Source organism: Streptomyces sp. NPDC086549, from assembly GCF_044746205.1.
Taxonomy (GTDB): domain Bacteria; phylum Actinomycetota; class Actinomycetes; order Streptomycetales; family Streptomycetaceae; genus Streptomyces.
Map to the genome: position 1 here is coordinate 788,660 of NZ_JBIVBS010000001.1, position 16,816 is coordinate 805,475.

General features: G+C 71.8%; 12 protein-coding genes and 1 pseudogene. 6 read left to right on the forward strand and 7 right to left on the reverse strand.

The annotated features are described in order from the left end of the window. Positions 1–10: 10 nt before the first annotated feature. Positions 11–727 (reverse strand): FadR/GntR family transcriptional regulator, encoded by a 717-nt coding sequence (locus tag ACIPSA_RS03630; protein ID WP_402629466.1) that lies wholly within the window; start codon positions 725–727, stop codon positions 11–13. A gap of 213 nt (positions 728–940) precedes the next feature. Here ACIPSA_RS03630 and ACIPSA_RS03635 point away from each other — a divergent pair, with 213 nt between their 5' ends. From ACIPSA_RS03635 to ACIPSA_RS03655, 5 genes are read left to right on the forward strand one after another with little or no spacing between them, the layout of a single operon-like run. Beyond that, positions 941–2,575 (forward strand): ABC transporter substrate-binding protein, encoded by a 1,635-nt coding sequence (locus tag ACIPSA_RS03635; RefSeq protein WP_402628338.1) that lies wholly within the window; start codon positions 941–943, stop codon positions 2,573–2,575. Positions 2,576–2,579: 4 nt separating this feature from the next. Beyond that, a complete protein-coding gene (locus ACIPSA_RS03640) occupies positions 2,580–3,539 on the forward strand; it encodes an ABC transporter permease (protein WP_402628340.1) in 960 nt (319 codons plus the stop codon). Then, on the forward strand, positions 3,539–5,518 hold the full coding sequence (locus ACIPSA_RS03645) for a dipeptide/oligopeptide/nickel ABC transporter permease/ATP-binding protein (protein WP_402628342.1): 1,980 nt from the start codon (positions 3,539–3,541) through the stop codon (positions 5,516–5,518). The genes ACIPSA_RS03640 and ACIPSA_RS03645 overlap by 1 nt, the downstream gene beginning before the upstream one ends. Next, complete coding sequence (locus ACIPSA_RS03650) at positions 5,515–6,540, forward strand: oligopeptide/dipeptide ABC transporter ATP-binding protein (RefSeq protein ID WP_402628344.1); 1,026 nt, start codon at positions 5,515–5,517, stop codon at positions 6,538–6,540. The genes ACIPSA_RS03645 and ACIPSA_RS03650 overlap by 4 nt, the downstream gene beginning before the upstream one ends. Further along, a complete protein-coding gene (locus ACIPSA_RS03655) occupies positions 6,540–7,475 on the forward strand; it encodes a dihydrodipicolinate synthase family protein (RefSeq protein ID WP_402628346.1) in 936 nt (311 codons plus the stop codon). Before ACIPSA_RS03650 ends, ACIPSA_RS03655 begins: the two co-directional genes overlap by 1 nt. Here ACIPSA_RS03655 and ACIPSA_RS03660 read toward each other — a convergent pair. After that, complete coding sequence (locus tag ACIPSA_RS03660; protein WP_402628348.1) at positions 7,472–8,671, reverse strand: exo-alpha-sialidase; 1,200 nt, start codon at positions 8,669–8,671, stop codon at positions 7,472–7,474. The genes ACIPSA_RS03655 and ACIPSA_RS03660 overlap by 4 nt on opposite strands. 130 nt (positions 8,672–8,801) lie before the next feature. Here ACIPSA_RS03660 and ACIPSA_RS03665 point away from each other — a divergent pair. Continuing rightward, positions 8,802–10,016: pseudogene (locus tag ACIPSA_RS03665) on the forward strand (RNA-guided endonuclease InsQ/TnpB family protein). Between the two features lie 35 nt (positions 10,017–10,051). Here the strand turns inward: ACIPSA_RS03665 and ACIPSA_RS03670 are convergent. The 5 genes from ACIPSA_RS03670 to leuA form a co-directional block, all read right to left on the reverse strand. Next, on the reverse strand, positions 10,052–10,717 hold the full coding sequence (locus ACIPSA_RS03670; RefSeq protein WP_402628349.1) for a response regulator: 666 nt from the start codon (positions 10,715–10,717) through the stop codon (positions 10,052–10,054). Beyond that, entirely contained in the window at positions 10,714–11,940 is a 1,227-nt protein-coding gene (locus ACIPSA_RS03675) for a sensor histidine kinase (RefSeq protein ID WP_402628351.1), read from the reverse strand. The genes ACIPSA_RS03670 and ACIPSA_RS03675 overlap by 4 nt, the downstream gene beginning before the upstream one ends. Before the next feature lie 47 nt (positions 11,941–11,987). After that, positions 11,988–14,063 carry an MMPL family transporter gene (locus ACIPSA_RS03680; RefSeq protein WP_402628353.1) on the reverse strand — a complete coding sequence of 692 codons (2,076 nt, stop codon included), beginning with the start codon at positions 14,061–14,063 and terminating at the stop codon, positions 11,988–11,990. Between the two features lie 143 nt (positions 14,064–14,206). Beyond that, the gene (locus tag ACIPSA_RS03685) at positions 14,207–14,905 is read right to left on the reverse strand and encodes a TerB family tellurite resistance protein (protein WP_402628355.1); all 699 of its coding nucleotides are present in this window, start codon (positions 14,903–14,905) and stop codon (positions 14,207–14,209) included. Between the two features lie 184 nt (positions 14,906–15,089). Beyond that, complete coding sequence (gene leuA, locus ACIPSA_RS03690; RefSeq protein WP_402628357.1) at positions 15,090–16,811, reverse strand: 2-isopropylmalate synthase; 1,722 nt, start codon at positions 16,809–16,811, stop codon at positions 15,090–15,092. Positions 16,812–16,816 lie beyond the last annotated feature (5 nt).

Here is a 16,816-nt window from a genome sequence, read left to right on the forward strand (position 1 = left end):
CCCGGAGGCCTCAGCCCACTCCGCGCGACTCCTGCGCCGCCCGCGCCTCGATCCCGCGGAAGTGGACCGCCATCGCACGCTGCGCGCCCTCGGCATCGCGGGCGCGCAGCGCGGTGACGATGTCGCGGTGGCGGCGGGCGGTGAGTTCGGGGGCGGGGTCGGCGGTCCAGCCGCGGGCGCCCGCGACCCTGCGGAACACCGTCCAGAAGGCGCCGAGGAGCTGCGGCACGAGCGCGTTGCCGAGCGAGGCGTAGAGCAGCTCGTGGAACTCGCGGTCGAGCTCGGGGAAGGGCTGCCCGGCGCGGCCCGCCGCCTCCATCCGGGTCACCACCGACTCCAGACGGTCCAGCTCCGGCTCGGTCACCGTCGCCGCGACCCGCCGGATCAGCTCCACCTCCAGCACCTCCCGGACCTGGAGCACCTCGGCCAGCGCGCCCGCGTCGTCGTCCTGCCGGGCCAGCGCGCGGAAGGTCAGGCCGTCGGCCAGCGGGGTGAGGGAGGCCTGGCCCACATAGGTGCCGTAGCCGTGCCGGATCTCCACGATGTCGAGGGCCTGGAGCGCCTTGAGGGCCTCGCGGACGGAGTTGCGGCTGACGCCGAGGTCCTCCATCAGCTCCGTCTCGGTGGGCAGGGGCGCCCCGGACGGGAGCCCGCGGTCGAGGATCAGCTGCACGACCGCACGCTGTATCCGGCTGTTCCTGGGCTCCCCGGCGGTCATGCGCCGCATCGTACGCGCACCGGACGTCCTACGTCCCATCTCCTGCGCCGACCTGCGCCAACTCCCGCCATTTCACTGTGCCATTGGTCCAACCTCTGGCGGCTACGCCATTCGTGTGCGCCCCCTTGACCGCCCTCACAGGCCCTCTTATGGTCACGCTGACCGACAGGACGTAGGACGTCGTACCTCCCCATCGACCAGACCCTCTTCGCTGGAGGAACCGTGCGCGACGACGTGACCCACGATGTGCCGGCGCTGCACCGCCGGTCGTTCCTGAAGTACACCGGAGCGCTGGGCGCGGCCGCCGCCCTCTCCTCCTCGCTGGCCGGCTGCTCCTCCGGGCCGGAGTCCACCAACGACACCGGCGGTGGTGGCAGCGGCAGGAACCGCACGCTGACGGCGGTGATCGGTTACGGGAACGACGGCAGCTGGGACCCGACACAGACGGCGTCCGCGTTCGCCATGGCCGGCAACAATCACATCTACGAGGGCCTGCTCGACACCGACCCGATCTCCCGTGAGCCCTACGCGGCGCTGGCGACCCGGGTGCCGGCCGACCTCAGGGCCACCACGTGGCGGTTCACCCTGCGGGCGGGCGCCAGGTTCCACGACGGCAAGCCGGTCACCGCCGACGACGTCGTCTTCGTCTTCGACCGGATCCTCGACCCGAAGACACAGACCCTCGCCAAGGGGTTCTTCGCGAGCTGGCTGAAGGAAGTGCGGAAGGTCGACGCGCAGACCGTCGAACTGGTGCTCAAGTTCCCCTTCCCGGAAGGGGTCTCCCGGCTCACTCTCGCCAAGATCATGCCCAAGCACGTCTTCTCGCTGCCGGGTGCCTGGGACGACGCGGTCAAGGGCAAGGCGGTCGGCTCGGGACCGTACCGGCAGACCGCGCACCACCCGAAGTCCAACACCACCTTCGAGGCGTTCGCCGGCTACAACGGCCCGCGTCCGCCCGCCTTCAAGAAGATGAACTGGCTGACCATAGTGGACGCCGCACCCCGCGTGGCGAAGATCTCCGGGGCGAGTGCGGGCGCGCAGATCGCCGACAACATCCCGTATGCCAACATCTCGCGGCTGGAGAGCGGCGGGCTGTCGGTCGCGGGCGGGGCCGGGATGAACAACCTGTTCCTGATGTTCAACACCCAGCACAAGCCGTTCGACGACGTGCGGGTCCGGCAGGCGCTGCGCTACGCCATCGACACCGGGAAGATGGTGGAGGTCGCGCTGAAGGGCCATGGGAAGCCGTCCTCGTCCTTCCTGAACGAGGGCAATCCCTCCTACCGGCGCGCGAAGACCGTCTACGACTACGACCCCGACAAGGCGAAGGCGCTGCTGAAGGCGGCGGGGGTGAAGAACCTCAAGATCGAGATCCTCTCCGTCAACGTCAGCTGGATCGTCGACTGCCTGCCCACCATCAAGTCGTCCTGGGACGCGATCGGTGTCGAGACGACCCTGTCGCCGCAGGAGACCACGGCCGTCTTCACCAAGATGGACCAGAAGCAGGACTACCAGGTCGTCGCCGCCGCCTCGAACCCCAACCAGTTCGGCCTCGACGCGGACCTGATCATGCACTACAACTACGGCCCGCAGAACCTCTGGATGGGCTACGCCCGCTGGGCCGGCAACTCCGTCGCCAAGCAGCTCTTCAAGGACATGGACCGGGCCACCCCGGAGCCGGATCCCGAGAAGAAGAAGGCGATGATCCAGGACTACATCGACATCGTCGCCGAACAGGCCGTGCTCTACCCGGTCGTGCACAACGAGCTGATGACCGCCTGGGACCCCAAGAAGCTGACGGGGATAAGGGCGCAGCCGTACCCCGGGATCAACCTCCTCCAGGCCAAGTGGGTCTAGCGCGGTGGTCACCGTCGTCCGCATCCTGCTCCGCCGGGTCGCCCTGCTCGTGCCGCTGATGCTGGGCATCGTGCTGTTCGTGTTCCTGGTGATGCGGTTCTCGGACGTCGACCCGGCGTCCGCGTTCTTCCAGGGCGCCAACCCGACGCCGCGGCAGCTGCACGACTTCCGGGACCGCAACGGACTCCTCGATCCGCTCCCGGTGCGCTACGTCCACTTCGTGGGCGACCTGCTCCACGGCGACATGGGCACCAGCGCCCTGACCCGGGCTCCGGTCGTCGACCAGGTCACCACCGCGCTGCCGCTCACCCTCCAGCTCACCTTCCTGGGGCTCGGCATCGCGGTGATGCTGTCGCTGCTCGGCGGGGTCACCGCGGCGATCTACCGGGACCGGCTGCCCGACCAGGTCATCCGGGTCGTGTCCCTGACCGGGGTGGCCGCGCCCGGCTTCTGGCTGGCGCTGCTGATGATCCAGTACCTGGCGGTGGACCAGGGCTGGTTCCCGACCGGCGGCTACATCAACCCCGCGGACTCCTTCACCGGCTGGCTGAAGACGATGACCCTGCCGGCGTTCGCGCTGTCGCTGCCGGTGGCCGCCCAGCTGACCCGGATCGTGCGGACCTCCGTGGTGGAGGAGCTGGACAAGGACTACGTGCGGACCGCGATCGGCGGCGGGCTGCCGCCACGGGTCGTGGTGGGGCGCAATGTGCTGCGCAACGCCCTGATCAATCCGCTGACCGTGCTGGGCCTGCGGGTCGGCTATCTGCTGGGCGGCGCGGTGGTCATCGAGACGATCTTCTCGCTGCCCGGGATGGGGAAGCTGATGATCGACGCGGTGCAGAACGGCGACCCGGCGGTCGTCCAGGGTGTCGTGCTGACCACGGCGACCGGCTTCGTCGTCGTCAATCTCGTCATCGACATCCTCTATCTCCTGGTCAACCCGCGACTGAGGGACGCGACCTGATGTTCACGCGCGAAGACCTCACCCGGGCCCTCGCCCGGCCCGGCGTCCGGCTGCGCGGCCGGCGCCGGCTGCCCCCGCTGTCGCGGATCGCCGTCTGCTTCCTGGCCGTGGTCGTGCTGACGGCCCTGCTCGCGCCCGCCCTCGCCCCCGACGACCCGCTCGACCAGCAGCCGCCCGTCGACGGCACCGGGCACCCGTCCGCCGACCACTGGATGGGGCAGGACAGCCTCGGCCGGGACATCCTCAGCCGGCTGATGTACGGCGCCCGCTGGTCCCTCGCCATCGGCCTGGGCGCGACGGCGCTCGCCCTCGTCGTGGGCGCGGTCGTCGGGGCGGTGGCCGCCACCTCCCGCAAGGCCGTGGACGAGACGCTGATGCGCTGTCTGGACGTGGTGATGGCGTTCCCCGGCATCGCGCTGGCCGCCGTGCTGGTCGCCGTCTTCGGCGGCGGCATCACCGTGCTGATCTGCGCCATCGCGTTCCTGTTCACACCCCCGGTCGCCCGGGTCGTCCGGGCGAACGTCCTCGACCAGTACGGCGAGGACTACGTCACGGCGGAACGCGTGATCGGCGCCCGCACCCCGCACATCGTGCTGCGGCACGTGGCCGTCAACTGCGCCGCGCCCGTCCTGGTGTTCTGCACGGTCCAGGTCGCCGAGGCCATCGTCTTCGAGGCGTCGCTGTCCTTCATCGGCGCCGGCGTACGGCCGCCGGACCCGTCGTGGGGCAGCGTCATCGCGGACGGCAAGAACATGGTGCTCACCGGCGGCTGGTGGGCGACCGTCTTCCCCGGGCTGCTGATGCTGGTGACCGTCCTGTCGCTGAACATCCTGTCCGAGGGCGTCTCGGACGCGTGGGCGGCCCCGGCGGCCCGGCCCGTGGAGGGACGGGACGGCCAGGACCGCCTTGAGGAGCCGGAGCCGGGCAGCGGCGAGGTGACGCAGCTGCCCGGCCTGGCCGAGGCCGCCCGGCGGCTGCGCTCGCGGGCCCGGCCGCTGCCCGACCCCGGCGGACAGCCCGTGCTCGCGGTGGAGAACCTCGCCATCGGCTTCGACGGGCGTCACCGGGGCGTGGACATCGTGGACGGCATCAGCTTCGAGGTGCGGCCCGGTGAGGTGCTGGGCCTGGTGGGCGAGTCGGGCTGCGGCAAGTCGCTGACCGCGCTCACCGTCATGGGGCTGCAGCCCAAGGACGCCCGGGTCAGGGGCCAGGTCCGGTTCGACCGGCGGGACCTGCTCGCCGAGCCGATGCGGGTACGGCGCCGGCTCCTCGGCCACGAGATGGCGATGGTCTACCAGGACGCCCTGTCGTCCCTGAACCCGGCGATGACCATCCGCGCCCAGCTGAAGCAGCTCGTACGGCGCGGCGGCCGGCGCACGCCCGAGGAACTGCTCACCCTGGTCGGCCTCGATCCCGGACGCACCCTGCGCAGCTACCCGCACGAGCTCTCCGGCGGCCAGCGCCAGCGCGTCCTGATCGCCATGGCCCTGTCCCGCGACCCCAAGCTGATCGTCGCCGACGAGCCGACGACCGCGCTGGACGTGACCGTGCAGGCGCAGATCATGCAGTTGCTGCTGCGGCTGCGGGAGGAACTGGGTTTCGCGCTGATCCTGGTCTCGCACGACCTGGCGCTGGTCGCCGACGTCACCGACCGGGTGGTGGTGATGTACGGCGGGCAGATCGTGGAGACGGGCGTGACCGCCGACCTGGTGGCGGCGCCGGCCCACCACTACACGCGCGGGCTGCTCGGCAGCGTGCTGTCCCTGGAGTCGGCGGCCGAGCGGATGACCCAGATCAGGGGTGTCGTCCCGGCCCCGGCCGACTTCCCGGCGGGCTGCCGGTTCGCCGACCGCTGTCCCTCGGCGACCGGGGTGTGCCGCACGACCGCCCCCGACCTGGTCGGCACGCCCACCCACACGGCGGCCTGCCACCACCCGGCGGTGGACCTGGCGACGACGGAGAGCGAGGCCGTCACATGAACGCGATCAACGCGATCGTGGAACTGGCCGACGCCCACGTCGTCCACAAGGCCCGCAGCGGCGGCCTGTTCACCCGCGACCGGGTGTACGCGCTGACCGGCGCCGACCTCTCCGTCGCGCCCGGCGAGACGGTCGGTGTGGTCGGCGAGTCCGGCTGCGGGAAGTCGACGCTGGCGAAGGTGCTGGTGGGCGTGGAGCGGCCGACGTCCGGGACGGTGTCGTTCAAGGGCCGTGACCTGTGGTCCATGGCGCCCGCGGAACGCCGGGCCGCCGTCGGGGCCGGCACCGGCATGATCTTCCAGGATCCGTCCACGGCCCTGAACCGCCGGCTGCCGGTCCACCGGATCCTGCGGGACCCGCTGGACGTCCACCACCGGGGGACCAAGCCCCGGCGGGACGAGCGCGTGCGCGAGCTGATGTCCCTCGTCGGTCTCCCCCGGGCCCTCGCGGACGCCCTGCCCGGCCAGCTCTCCGGCGGCCAGCGGCAGCGCGTCGCCATCGCCCGCGCGCTGGCCCTGGACCCCGGTCTGGTGGTCGCCGACGAGCCGACGAGCGCGCTCGACGTGTCCGTGCGGGCCCAGATCCTCAACCTCCTGCTCGATCTGAAGGAACGCCTGGGCCTCGCCCTGGTCTTCGTCTCGCACGACATCCAGACGGTACGGCGGATGAGCGACCGGGTGATCACCATGTACCTGGGCCGGATCGTCGAGGAGACCCCGGCCGGCCAGGTCACCGACCAGGCCCGGCACCCGTACACCCGCGCCCTGTTCTCCGCCACGCCCGGCCTGCTCGACCCGATCGACCCGATCCCGCTGACCGGCCCGGTTCCGTCGGCGACCCGGCCGCCGAGCGGCTGCCCGTTCCGCACCCGCTGCTGGCGGGCGGACGACGTGTGCGTTTCGGTCATGCCGGACTTTTCGGCCGCGTCGCGCCCGGGACATCGCTACCGGTGTCACCATCCTGTGAAGGAGGACCAGTCGACCCGCGACCTCGTGCGCCAGAGTCTTCCCAGGGAGCCTTGATGACCTTCCCCGCCCCGCTCACCGGTGTCGTACCGCCCGTCTGCACTCCCCTGACACCGGAGGGCGAGGTGGACGTCCCCTCGCTCCTCGGGCTCGTCGACCATCTGGTGGAGGGCGGGGTGCACGGTCTGTTCCTGCTCGGCTCGACCTCGGAGGCCGCGTATCTGACGGACCCGCAGCGCAGGCTGGTGGTGGAGGCGGTGGTGGGCCATCTCGGCGGTCAGCTGCCGGTGCTGGCCGGGGCGATCGACATGACCACGCCCCGGGTGCTGGACCATGTCCGCGAGGCCACCGCGGCGGGCGCGCAGGCGGTCGTCGTCACCGCCCCCTTCTACACCCGCACCCATCCGGCGGAGATCGCCCGCCACTACCGCCGGGTCGCGGCCGGCAGCACCGTCCCGGTCGTCGCCTACGACATCCCGGTCGCCGTGCACACCAAGCTCCCGGCCGAGCTGGTCCTGGAACTCGCCGCCGACGGCGTGCTGGCGGGCCTGAAGGACTCCAGCGGCGACCTGGGCGCCTTCCGGGAGGTCGTCACCGGCGCCCGGAACCTCACCGGGACCACACCCTTCAGCGTGCTCACCGGCTCGGAGCTCGTCGTCGACTCGGCGCTCGCGCTCGGGGCCGACGGGGCCGTGCCGGGCCTGGCCAACGTCGACCCGCACGGCTATGTCCGGCTCTACCGCCTGTGCCGGGCGGGGGACTGGGAGGCCGCGCGGGCCGAACAGGACCGGCTGTGCGCCCTGTTCGGCATGGTGGGCGCCGGCGACCCGGCCCGGATGGGCGGCAGTTCCTCGGCGCTCGGCGCGTTCAAGGCGGCGCTGCACCTGAGGGGGATCATCGACTGCCCGGCGACGGCCGAACCACAGGTCCCCCTGTCCGCGGAGGAGACCGAGCGGGTGGGCAAGTACCTGGCGAGCGCGGGGCTGCTCTAGGGCCTGTCGGCTTCGAAGTCCCCGGTCGGCAGCCGGCGGAACTCGATCGTGTCGTACGTCCCGGTGGTCCCCGTCTCGTACAGGATCCCCACCGTGTCGCGGTCCACCTGCACCAGGTCGGAGTAGGCGGCCTTGTCCTGGGACAGCGTCAGGACCTTGCCGAAGGTCTCCCCGCCGTCGGTGCTGCGCCAGAGGGCCATCGCCCGGCGGGCGGTGGGCACGGACGGGCCGGAGAAGAGCAGCGGGGCCGTCCGGCCCCGGAGCTGGAGGACGGAGGCCTGGACCACGGGGACGTCGTTCAGGGTGGGCTGGACGGTGTAGGGGCGGTCGAGGGTCTCGGCGCCGTCGCTGGAGTAGGTGTCGAGGCGGTTGCCGGGGCTGGTGCCGTTCTGGTCCCGGGAGCTGAAGTACAGCCTGCCGTCCGGGAGCTGGGCGGCCGTGTTCTCGTTGGAGTTGTCCACGCCGTCGTAGGAGGCGTCGACGAAGCCCAGCCGCCAACTGTGGCCGCCGTCGTCGCTGTAGATCGCGTGGGCACCGTAGTACCTGGACTCCCGGCCGGTGTCGGTGGAGCCGGCGGGCGGGGCGGCCGAGTGGTTGGCGGGCACGACCAGGCGGCCCCGGTGCGGGCCCCGGGTGAGCGCCACGGCGTGCCCGGGGCCGGTCGCGTACCAGCGCCAGTCCTCCGGCTTCACCTCGGCGGTGATGTCCCGCGGGGCCGTGAACCGGCGGCCGTCGTCCCAGCTGCGCTGCACGAACACCCGGCGGCCCTGTTCCGGGGTGACCTCGCCGCGCATGATCTGCGCCTCGGTGACGGCACCGCTGTTGTAGGAGGTGACCAGCACGACGCCACCGGTGTACGGATCGACCACCGGTGCCGGGTTGCCCCGGGTGTTCCCGTCCCCGGCGGCGACCACTTCCAGCGGGCCCCAGGTGCAGCCGCCGTCGGTGGAGCGTCTGAGGACGACATCGATGTCACCGGTGTCGCCCGCGCTGTCGTGCCTGCCCTCGGCGAAGGCCAGGACGGTGCCCCGGGGCGTGGTGACGGTCGCGGGGATGCGGTAGGTGTCGTAGCCGCCCTCGCCCGAGACGTACGGCACCGAGGAGGTGCAGCCCGGGTCGGCATGGGCGGCCTGTGCGACGGTGAGCGGGGTGAGGAGCACGGTGACGGCGAGGATGCTGCGGCTCAGGAGGGGCACGTTCACCTGATTCTTGCGGGGATGCCCCGGCGTTCACGCCGGGGAGGAATCGCATCCTGTCACGGCGACGCGGAGCGTCGCCGTATCCAGTCTCCTGAGGGCGTGGAGCGCCCGCACTGCCGACGGCGCCGTGAAGGAGGCCGGGGAGGGCGGGCATGCCCGGTACACGTACCGGCTGCGTGTGTCCTCGACCGCCCACTCCGCGCTGCTCGCCGAGTGGGACCGCTGCCGGTGGCTGTGGAACGAGTGTGTGGCCAAGTCCAGGGCCGTGCACGCGCACAACAAAGCGCACCCCGAGGACTAACTGACGTGCGGCCCGGCCCGGCTCGACAGGATGCTGACCGAGGCCCGCGAGCGTACGCCGTGGCTGCGCGCGGGCAGTTCGGTGCCGCAGCAGCAGATCATCCGGGACTTCGGCAAGTCGCGTGCGAAAGCGCACAAGGACATCAAGGAACGCCTGCCCCTCAGGCAGCGGGCCGGGATGCCCGGGTGGAAGAAAAGGCGCGATGCTGGCCCAACGCTGAACTACACCAAGCGCGGCTTCCGTCTGAGGGACGGCCGCCTGCACCTCGCGGGCGGCATCGTCCTGACCGTGGTGTGGTCCCGCGGCCTGCCCGCCGCACCGTCCAGTGTGCGCGTATACCGGGACAGCCTCGGCCACTGGTACGCCTCGTTCGTCGTGCCCGCCGAGGTGCAGCCGCTCCCGCAGACCGGCCGGGTGCTAGGTGTGGACTGGGGCGTGAAGGAGACCGCGACCACCACCAGCGACGCCCACGATCTGCCGCACCCCCAGCATGGCCGCAAGGCCCAGGCCAGGCTGACCCGGTACGACCGGATGATGGCCCGCCGCAGGCCGAAGAAGGGGCAGGCCGCCTCGAAGGGCTACCGCGAGGCGAAGAAGTGGCGGACGAAGACCTACGCGAAGATCGCCCGGCAGCGGCAGGACACCGCCCGCAAGTGGGCGAAGAAGGTCGTGACCGACCACGACGCCATCGCCGTCGAGGACTTCCGCCCGAAGTTCCTGGCCAGGACCACCATGGCCCGCAAGGCGGCCGACGCGGCCATCGGCGCCACGAAGAAGGCCCTGATGGAGATGGGCCGCAAGCACGGGCGGGACGTCCGCCTGGTGCATCCGGCGCACACCACCATGGACTGCGCGTCGTGCGGAGCGAGAACCAAGCACGCACTGCCGCTGTTCGAGCGCACCTACACCTGCACCGCGTGCGGAACGGTCTCCCCCAGAGACAAGAACTCCGCCCGCGTGATGCTCGTCCGGGCAGGTCTGAACCCGGCTGGTGCCGAGGGCGTAAGACCTCCGGGAGCGCCGCTCCCAGAGGCAGCCTGAGCCAGGAATCCCCTCCCCTTCAGAGAGAGGAGCATTCAAATGCTGCCCGGAATCACCAGCTCCGACTCATATGCCACGATGACGAGTTGCGCCCTGTCCCTCGCGCCCAGCTTGCCCATGATGCGGCTGACGTGGGTCTTGGCCGTCAGCGGGCTCAGGCCCAGCGCCTCGGCGATCTCGGTGTTGTTGAGGCCCCGCGCGACCAGGACCAGCACTTCGCGCTCCCGCTCGGAGAGGCATTCCGGTCCGGCGGTGGAAGACGCCGAGGGGCTGCGCAGGATCCGCTCGATCAGCCGTGCCGTGGGGCCCGGGGAGAGCAGGGCCTCGCCCGCGGCCACCGTGCGGATGGCGTCCAGGAGTTCGGCCGGACGGGTGTCCTTCACCAGGAAGCCGGAGGCGCCCGCGCGCAGCGCCTCCACGATGTTCTCGTCGGTGTCGTAGGTGGTGAGGACCAGGACCCGCACGTCGGCCAGGTCCTCGTCGGCGGCGATGAGCCGGGTCGCCTCGATGCCGTCGAGGTCGGGCATGCGGATGTCCATGACGACGAGGTCGGCGCGCTCCCGGCGGGCCAGCTCCACGGCCTCCCGGCCGGTGCCGGCCTGCCCGACGACCACCATGTCCTTCGCCGACTCGACGAGCATGGCGAAGGCGGCCCGGACGAGGGTCTGGTCGTCGGCGAGCAGCACGCGGATCGGGGTCATCTCGCTCCCTCCAGCGGCAGTACGGCAGTCACCTCGTAGCCCTCCCCGTCGGCCCGCGGCCCGGCGTCCACCGTTCCGCCCACGCTGCGCGCCCGCTCCCGCATTCCGACCAGCCCGAAGCCGGGGGTGCCGTCGGCCGCGCCCGTGCCGTCGTCGGTGACCCGGACCCGCAGGGCGCCCTCCGTCCCGTACACCCGCACGCCCACCGTCAGGTCGTCCCGGCCCCCGTGCCGCACCGCGTTGGTGAGGGCCTCCTGGACGATCCGGTAGGCGGCCGCGCCCACGGCGGGCGGGACCTCGTCGGCCCGTACGGACAGGTCCACCTTCGCGCCCGCGGCCCGTGCGGTCTGCGCGAGGTCGGGCAGGCCGTGCAGCCCGGGGAGGGGCCCGCGGGTCTCCGGGGAGCCGTGGTCGCCGTCGCGCAGCACTTCCAGGGTCGTACGGATCTCACCGCGTGCCGTGCGGCAGGTCTCGGCGATGTCGTCGAGGGCCTCGGCGACGGCCGCCCGGTCGAGACGGTCCGGGTCGGCGGCCAGGACATGCGCGGCGACGGAGGTCCGGACGCCGATCAGGGTGATGCTGTGGGCGAGCAGGTCGTGCAGGTCGCGGGCGATGCGCAGGCGTTCCTCGGCGACCCGGCGGCGGGCCTCCTCCTCCCGGGTGCGCTCGGCGCGTTCGGCGCGCTCGACGGCGGCGGCGACGTTCTCGCGGTGGACGCGGATGTAGCTGCCGATGACGAGCATGGCGATGACCCAGCCGGTGACGCGCATGCTCTCGGCGACTCCGGCGATGCCGTGGTCGATCTTCAGGATCAGCATGAGCCCGATGACGCCGGCCCCGATCGGCAGCGTGCGCCGCAGGTTGCGCGTCTCCGCCACGGTGTAGAGCGCGGCCATCGAGGCCGCGGTGGGCGCGGAGTGGTTGAAGTCGAGTTTGTGGTACGTCGCGATCAGCGCGATCACGACGCACAGCACCGCCACCGGCGCCCGCCGCCGCCACACCAGCGGCACATGGGCCGAGAGCAGCAGGGTCCAGCCGAGCGCGTCCGGGTCCCGCCCGCTGCCGAGGCCGGCGGCCGCGAGGACGGACGCGACGACGGCGAGGCCGGCCGCGAGGCTCGCGTCCTGCCGCAGGGTGTCGCGGGGCGCGAGCCCGAGGGCCGCGCGGATCCGCGGTCCCGGACCGGGCCGGATGTCGCTGAGGGTTGCCTGCACGGGCTTCATCCTCCGTCAGTCGGGCGCCCCCGCGGCAGGCGGGGGCGCCCGGCGCTTCACGCCACGGGCTCCGGCGTGCGCCGCGGCCGCATCGGGTCCGGCGTCCGGGACAGCGCGCCCGGCCACCACACCCGCCGCCCCAGCGCCACGCTCGCGCTGGTCACCAGGTACGTGCGGACCAGGAAGGTGTCCAGCAGCACGCCGACCGAGATGACGAAGCCGAGCTCGGCGAGCTGGACGAGGCCCATGTTCGTCAGCACCGCGAAGGTGGCCGCGAGGACGAGTCCGGCGGAGGCGATGACCCCGCCGGTGGTGCGCAGCGCGGTGAGCGCGGCGGCGGCCGGTTCGGCGCCGTTCAGCGACTCCTCCCGCATGCGGTGCATCAGGAAGATGCCGTAGTCGACGCCGAGGGCGACCAGGAACACGAAGGACAGCAGTCCGAGGCCGGGATCCGTGCCGTGGAAGCCGAACAGCGGCTCGAACACCAGCCCGCCGATGCCGAGGGCCGCGCCCCACACCGCGACCACGGCGGCCACCAGGATCAGAGGCGCGACCAGGGAGCGCAGCAGGGCGACCAGGATCAGCAGGACGGAGCCGAGGACGATCGGCACGACGACCAGCCGGTCGCGGGCGTTGGTGTCCTCCAGGTCGATCTGCTGGGCGCTGGGCCCGCCGACGTAGGAGCCCTTGAGCGTGTGCCGGAGCTCCTTGATGGTGGCGGTCTCGGCCGCGGACTGGGGCGGCGCCGCGGCGATCACGGAGATCTCGGTCCAGCCTCCCCCTGTACGGACCGGCTCGGCGCTCGCGACTCCGTGCGTGCCCCGGGCCGTTGCCAGGGTGGCGTCGGCCCGGTCGGCCGGGGTGATGACGTCGACGGGCTGGGCGGACCGCTCGGGGTAGGCCTTGGCGAGGGTCTGCATGGCGGCGACGGAGTCGGGCCTGTCGACGAAGGTGTCCTGCTGTTTGACCGTGCCGGGCAGGTTCAGGACGCCGAGCGCGAGCGCGCCGAGCAGGACGGCACCGGCGGCGAGCACGGTGCGCGGGCGGCGTCCTGCGGAGCTGCCCATCGCGGCGAACAGCGACCTGCGGGCCTTGGGCGTGCTGCCGTACGCCGGCACCAGCGGCCAGAACACCCGGCGGCCCAGCAGGACGAGGACGGCAGGCAGGAGCGTCAGCATGGCGGCGAGGGCGCACAGCACCCCGACGGTCCCGAGCGGGCCCATCCCCCGGCTGGAGTTGAGGTCGGCGGCGAGCAGGCACAGCAGTCCGGCGGCCACCGTGCCGGAGGAGGCGAGCACGGCGGGCCCGCAGCCGCGCAGGGCGGCTCGCATCGCGTCGTACGGCCGCTCGTGGCGCCGCAGCTCCTCCCGGTACCGGGAGACGAGCAGCAGGGCGTAGTCGGTGCCCGCGCCGAAGACGAGGATGGTCATCACGCCCTGGCTCTGGCCCGAGACGGTCGTGCCGAAGGCCTGGTTGAGGCCGTAGGCCACGCCCATGGACAGGAAGTCGGCGGTGCCGGCGACGACCAGCGGGACCAGCCACAGCAGCGGGCTGCGGTAGATGAGGATCAGCAGGACGGCGACGACGCCGACCGTGGTGTAGAGCAGCGGTCCGCCGAGCGACTGGTAGACCTCGCCCGCGTCGGTGGCCAGCGCGCTCGGGCCGCCGACGTCGACCGTGAGGCCGTCCTTGTCCCGGGCGGCCTTGCGGACGTCGTCGACGAGGGCGTCGCGCTTCTTCTCGTCGGTGCCGGGCTCGTTGCTGGTGACCGGGTACATGAGGGTGGTGCCGTCCTTGGACGGGATCCCCCGGGGTGTCCCGGTCAGGGTGTGCTGCCGGGCGACCGTCGCGACCTGCTCCGCCGCCGTGGCCCGGTCGGCGGCGGTGAGGCCGCCGTCGCGGTGGTAGACGAGGACCAGTTCGGTGCTCTCGCCGCCCGGCAGACGGTCCTGAATTTTCGCGACCTGGGTGGAGTCGGCGCTCGCCGGCAGATAGTCGGTGACCCGGTTGCGCTGTACGTCGGCGAGCTTCGAGGCGAACGGCGAGACAACGGCCAGGACGCCGATCCACAGCGCGAGCAGCAGCCAGGGGATGGCGCGTCGTCGTGTACGTGTCGTTTCTGCGGCCCCCATGGAAACGGGCCCTCCCTCCGGCGCGGACGTCTGGATACGGTCTCCAGACTTCCGGCGCCGGGGGCGGGATTCATCGCGCGGGAGGGCGAGTTCGGGAGTACTGCCAGGGGTGGCCGGGCGGGCGGATTACTCCCGGGGGAGTATCAGGTCGGTGTACCGGCGGCCGCCGCGAGCAGCCGGATGACGTCGTCCGCGCGGATGGTGAGCGCGGCGCCGATGGTGGTCAGGGCCTCGCGTTCGGCGGGTGTGTAGGGGCCGTCGGCGAGGGCGATGCGGGCGGCCTTGAGGAGGACCGCGTCACGGCCGGCGGGGGCGAGGTGCGGGGCCAGCGGGTCGAGGGACTCGTGCAGCTCTATGGCCAGGCTCGCGCTGCCCGGCTGGTCGAAGAAGCGGCCGGTGTCGGCGGCCAGGGCCTCGACGAGCGCGCAGAGCTGGTCCTCGGTGCAGTCCTGGAAGCCGGCGGCGCGGACCGTGCTCACGGCGGCCTCCACGGACGTACGGGCGCAGGTGCCGCCGGCGGCCAGCACGGCCAGGGCGACGGTGTGCACGGCGTCGCGGAGCATCGCGGAGAAGCGGGAGGTGGTCGGATGGTCGAGGACGTCGGTGCCGAAGTGGTGCCGGCAGGCAGCGCACTCCACGACCGGGCCGGTCGTTCCGCGGGGCAGCACGGGCACACCGAGGAGGGTGAAGCGGCGGCGGCCGGTGAGCCGCTGGTAGTTGCGGTCCCCTCCGCAGCCGGGGCAGAAGAACTCGCCGTCTCCCACGGGCGTCCACGCGGTGCGGGTACCCAGAATGCGCACAGGCCTGGTGGCACGGCCGTCTCGTCCCCGTACTGGCAGCACGTCGCACCTCCGTAACCCCGCGGCAACATCGCCGCGCTGGCGTGATGTTAGCCACATTGTTGAGGTGGAGTCAGTACCCCGTACGAGACCTTTCCGTGACCTCCATCGGGACATGGCCGAGAAACGACGGTGCCCCGGCCGCCGTACATGGCGGCCGGGGCGCCGAAACACCCGGTCAGCGGTATCAGCGCGTCGCGCGGTTGACGGCGGACACGACCGCCTTGAGCGACGCACGCGTCGTGTTCGCGTCGATGCCGATGCCCCACAGAACCTTGTCGTCGATCGCGCACTCGATGTACGAGGCGGCCTGCGCGGAGGCGCCCTCGCTCATCGTGTGCTCCTGGTAGTCAAGGAGGCGTACGTCGATGCCGATGGACTGCAGGGCGTCGAAGAAGGCCGAGATCGGACCGTTGCCGGTGCCGGTCAGGACGGTGTCCTCGCCGTCGACGGTCGCCTCGACGGTGAGGGTGTCCACGCCGTCGGTGTCCGTCGTCGACTGGCCGGTGCGGACCTGGATGCGGCCCCAGGCGTTGTCCGGATTCGGCAGGTACTCGTCCTGGAAGACCGACCAGATGTCGGTGGCCGTGACCTCGCCGCCCTCGGCGTCCGTCTTGGCCTGGATGAGCTTCGAGAACTCGATCTGCATCCGGCGGGGCAGGTCCAGCTTGTGGTCGTTCTTCAGGACGTACGCGATACCGCCCTTGCCGGACTGCGAGTTGACGCGGATGACGGCCTCGTAGGAGCGGCCGACGTCCTTCGGGTCGATCGGCAGGTACGGGACCGCCCACTCGATGTCGTCGACGGTGACGCCCTTGGCCTCGGCGTCGGCCTCCATGGCGTCGAAGCCCTTCTTGATGGCGTCCTGGTGGGAGCCGGAGAAGGACGTGTAGACCAGGTCGCCCACGTACGGGTGGCGCGGGTGGACCTCCATCTGGTTGCAGTACTCCCACGTACGACGGATCTCGTCGATGTCGGAGAAGTCGATCTGCGGGTCGACGCCCTGCGAGAACAGGTTCATGCCCAGGGTGACCAGGTCGACGTTGCCGGTGCGCTCGCCCTGGCCGAACAGGCAGCCCTCGACGCGGTCGGCGCCGGCCATCAGGGCCAGTTCGGCGGCGGCGACGGCCGTGCCGCGGTCGTTGTGCGGGTGGACGGACAGGCAGACGTGCTCACGGCGGGACAGGTTGCGGCCCATCCACTCGAAGCGGTCGGCGTGGGTGGAGGGGGTGGAGCGCTCGACCGTGGCGGGCAGGTTCAGGATGATCTCGCGGCCCGGGCCGGGCTGCCAGACGTCCATGACCGCCTCGCAGACCTCCAGGGCGAAGTCCAGCTCGGTGTCGGTGAAGATCTCCGGTGAGTACTGGTAGCCGAACTCCGTCTCCGGGCCCAGCAGCTTCTCGGCGTACTCCATCACCAGGCGGGTGCCGTCGACGGCGATCTGCTTGATGTCGTCCTTGGAGCCGCGGAAGACGACCCGGCGGAAGACCGGGGCGGTGGCGTTGTAGAGGTGGACGGTGGCCCGCTTGGCGCCCTTCAGGGACTCCACCGTGCGCTCGATCAGGTCCTCGCGGGCCTGGGTCAGTACGGAGATCGTCACGTCGTCCGGGATCGCGCCCTCTTCCTCGATGATCGAGCGCACGAAGTCGAAGTCGGTCTGGCCGGAGGCCGGGAAGCCGACCTCGATCTCCTTGTAGCCCATCTTGACCAGCTGGTCGAACATCCGGCGCTTGCGCTCGGGCGACATGGGGTCGATCAGGGCTTGGTTGCCGTCGCGCAGATCGGTGGAGAGCCAGCGCGGGGCGGCGGTGACCCGCGTCTCGGGCCAGGTGCGGTCCGGGATGTCGACCTGCTCGTACCGGCCGTACTTGTGGATCGGCATGGAACTGGGCTGCTGGCGGTTCGCCATGATTG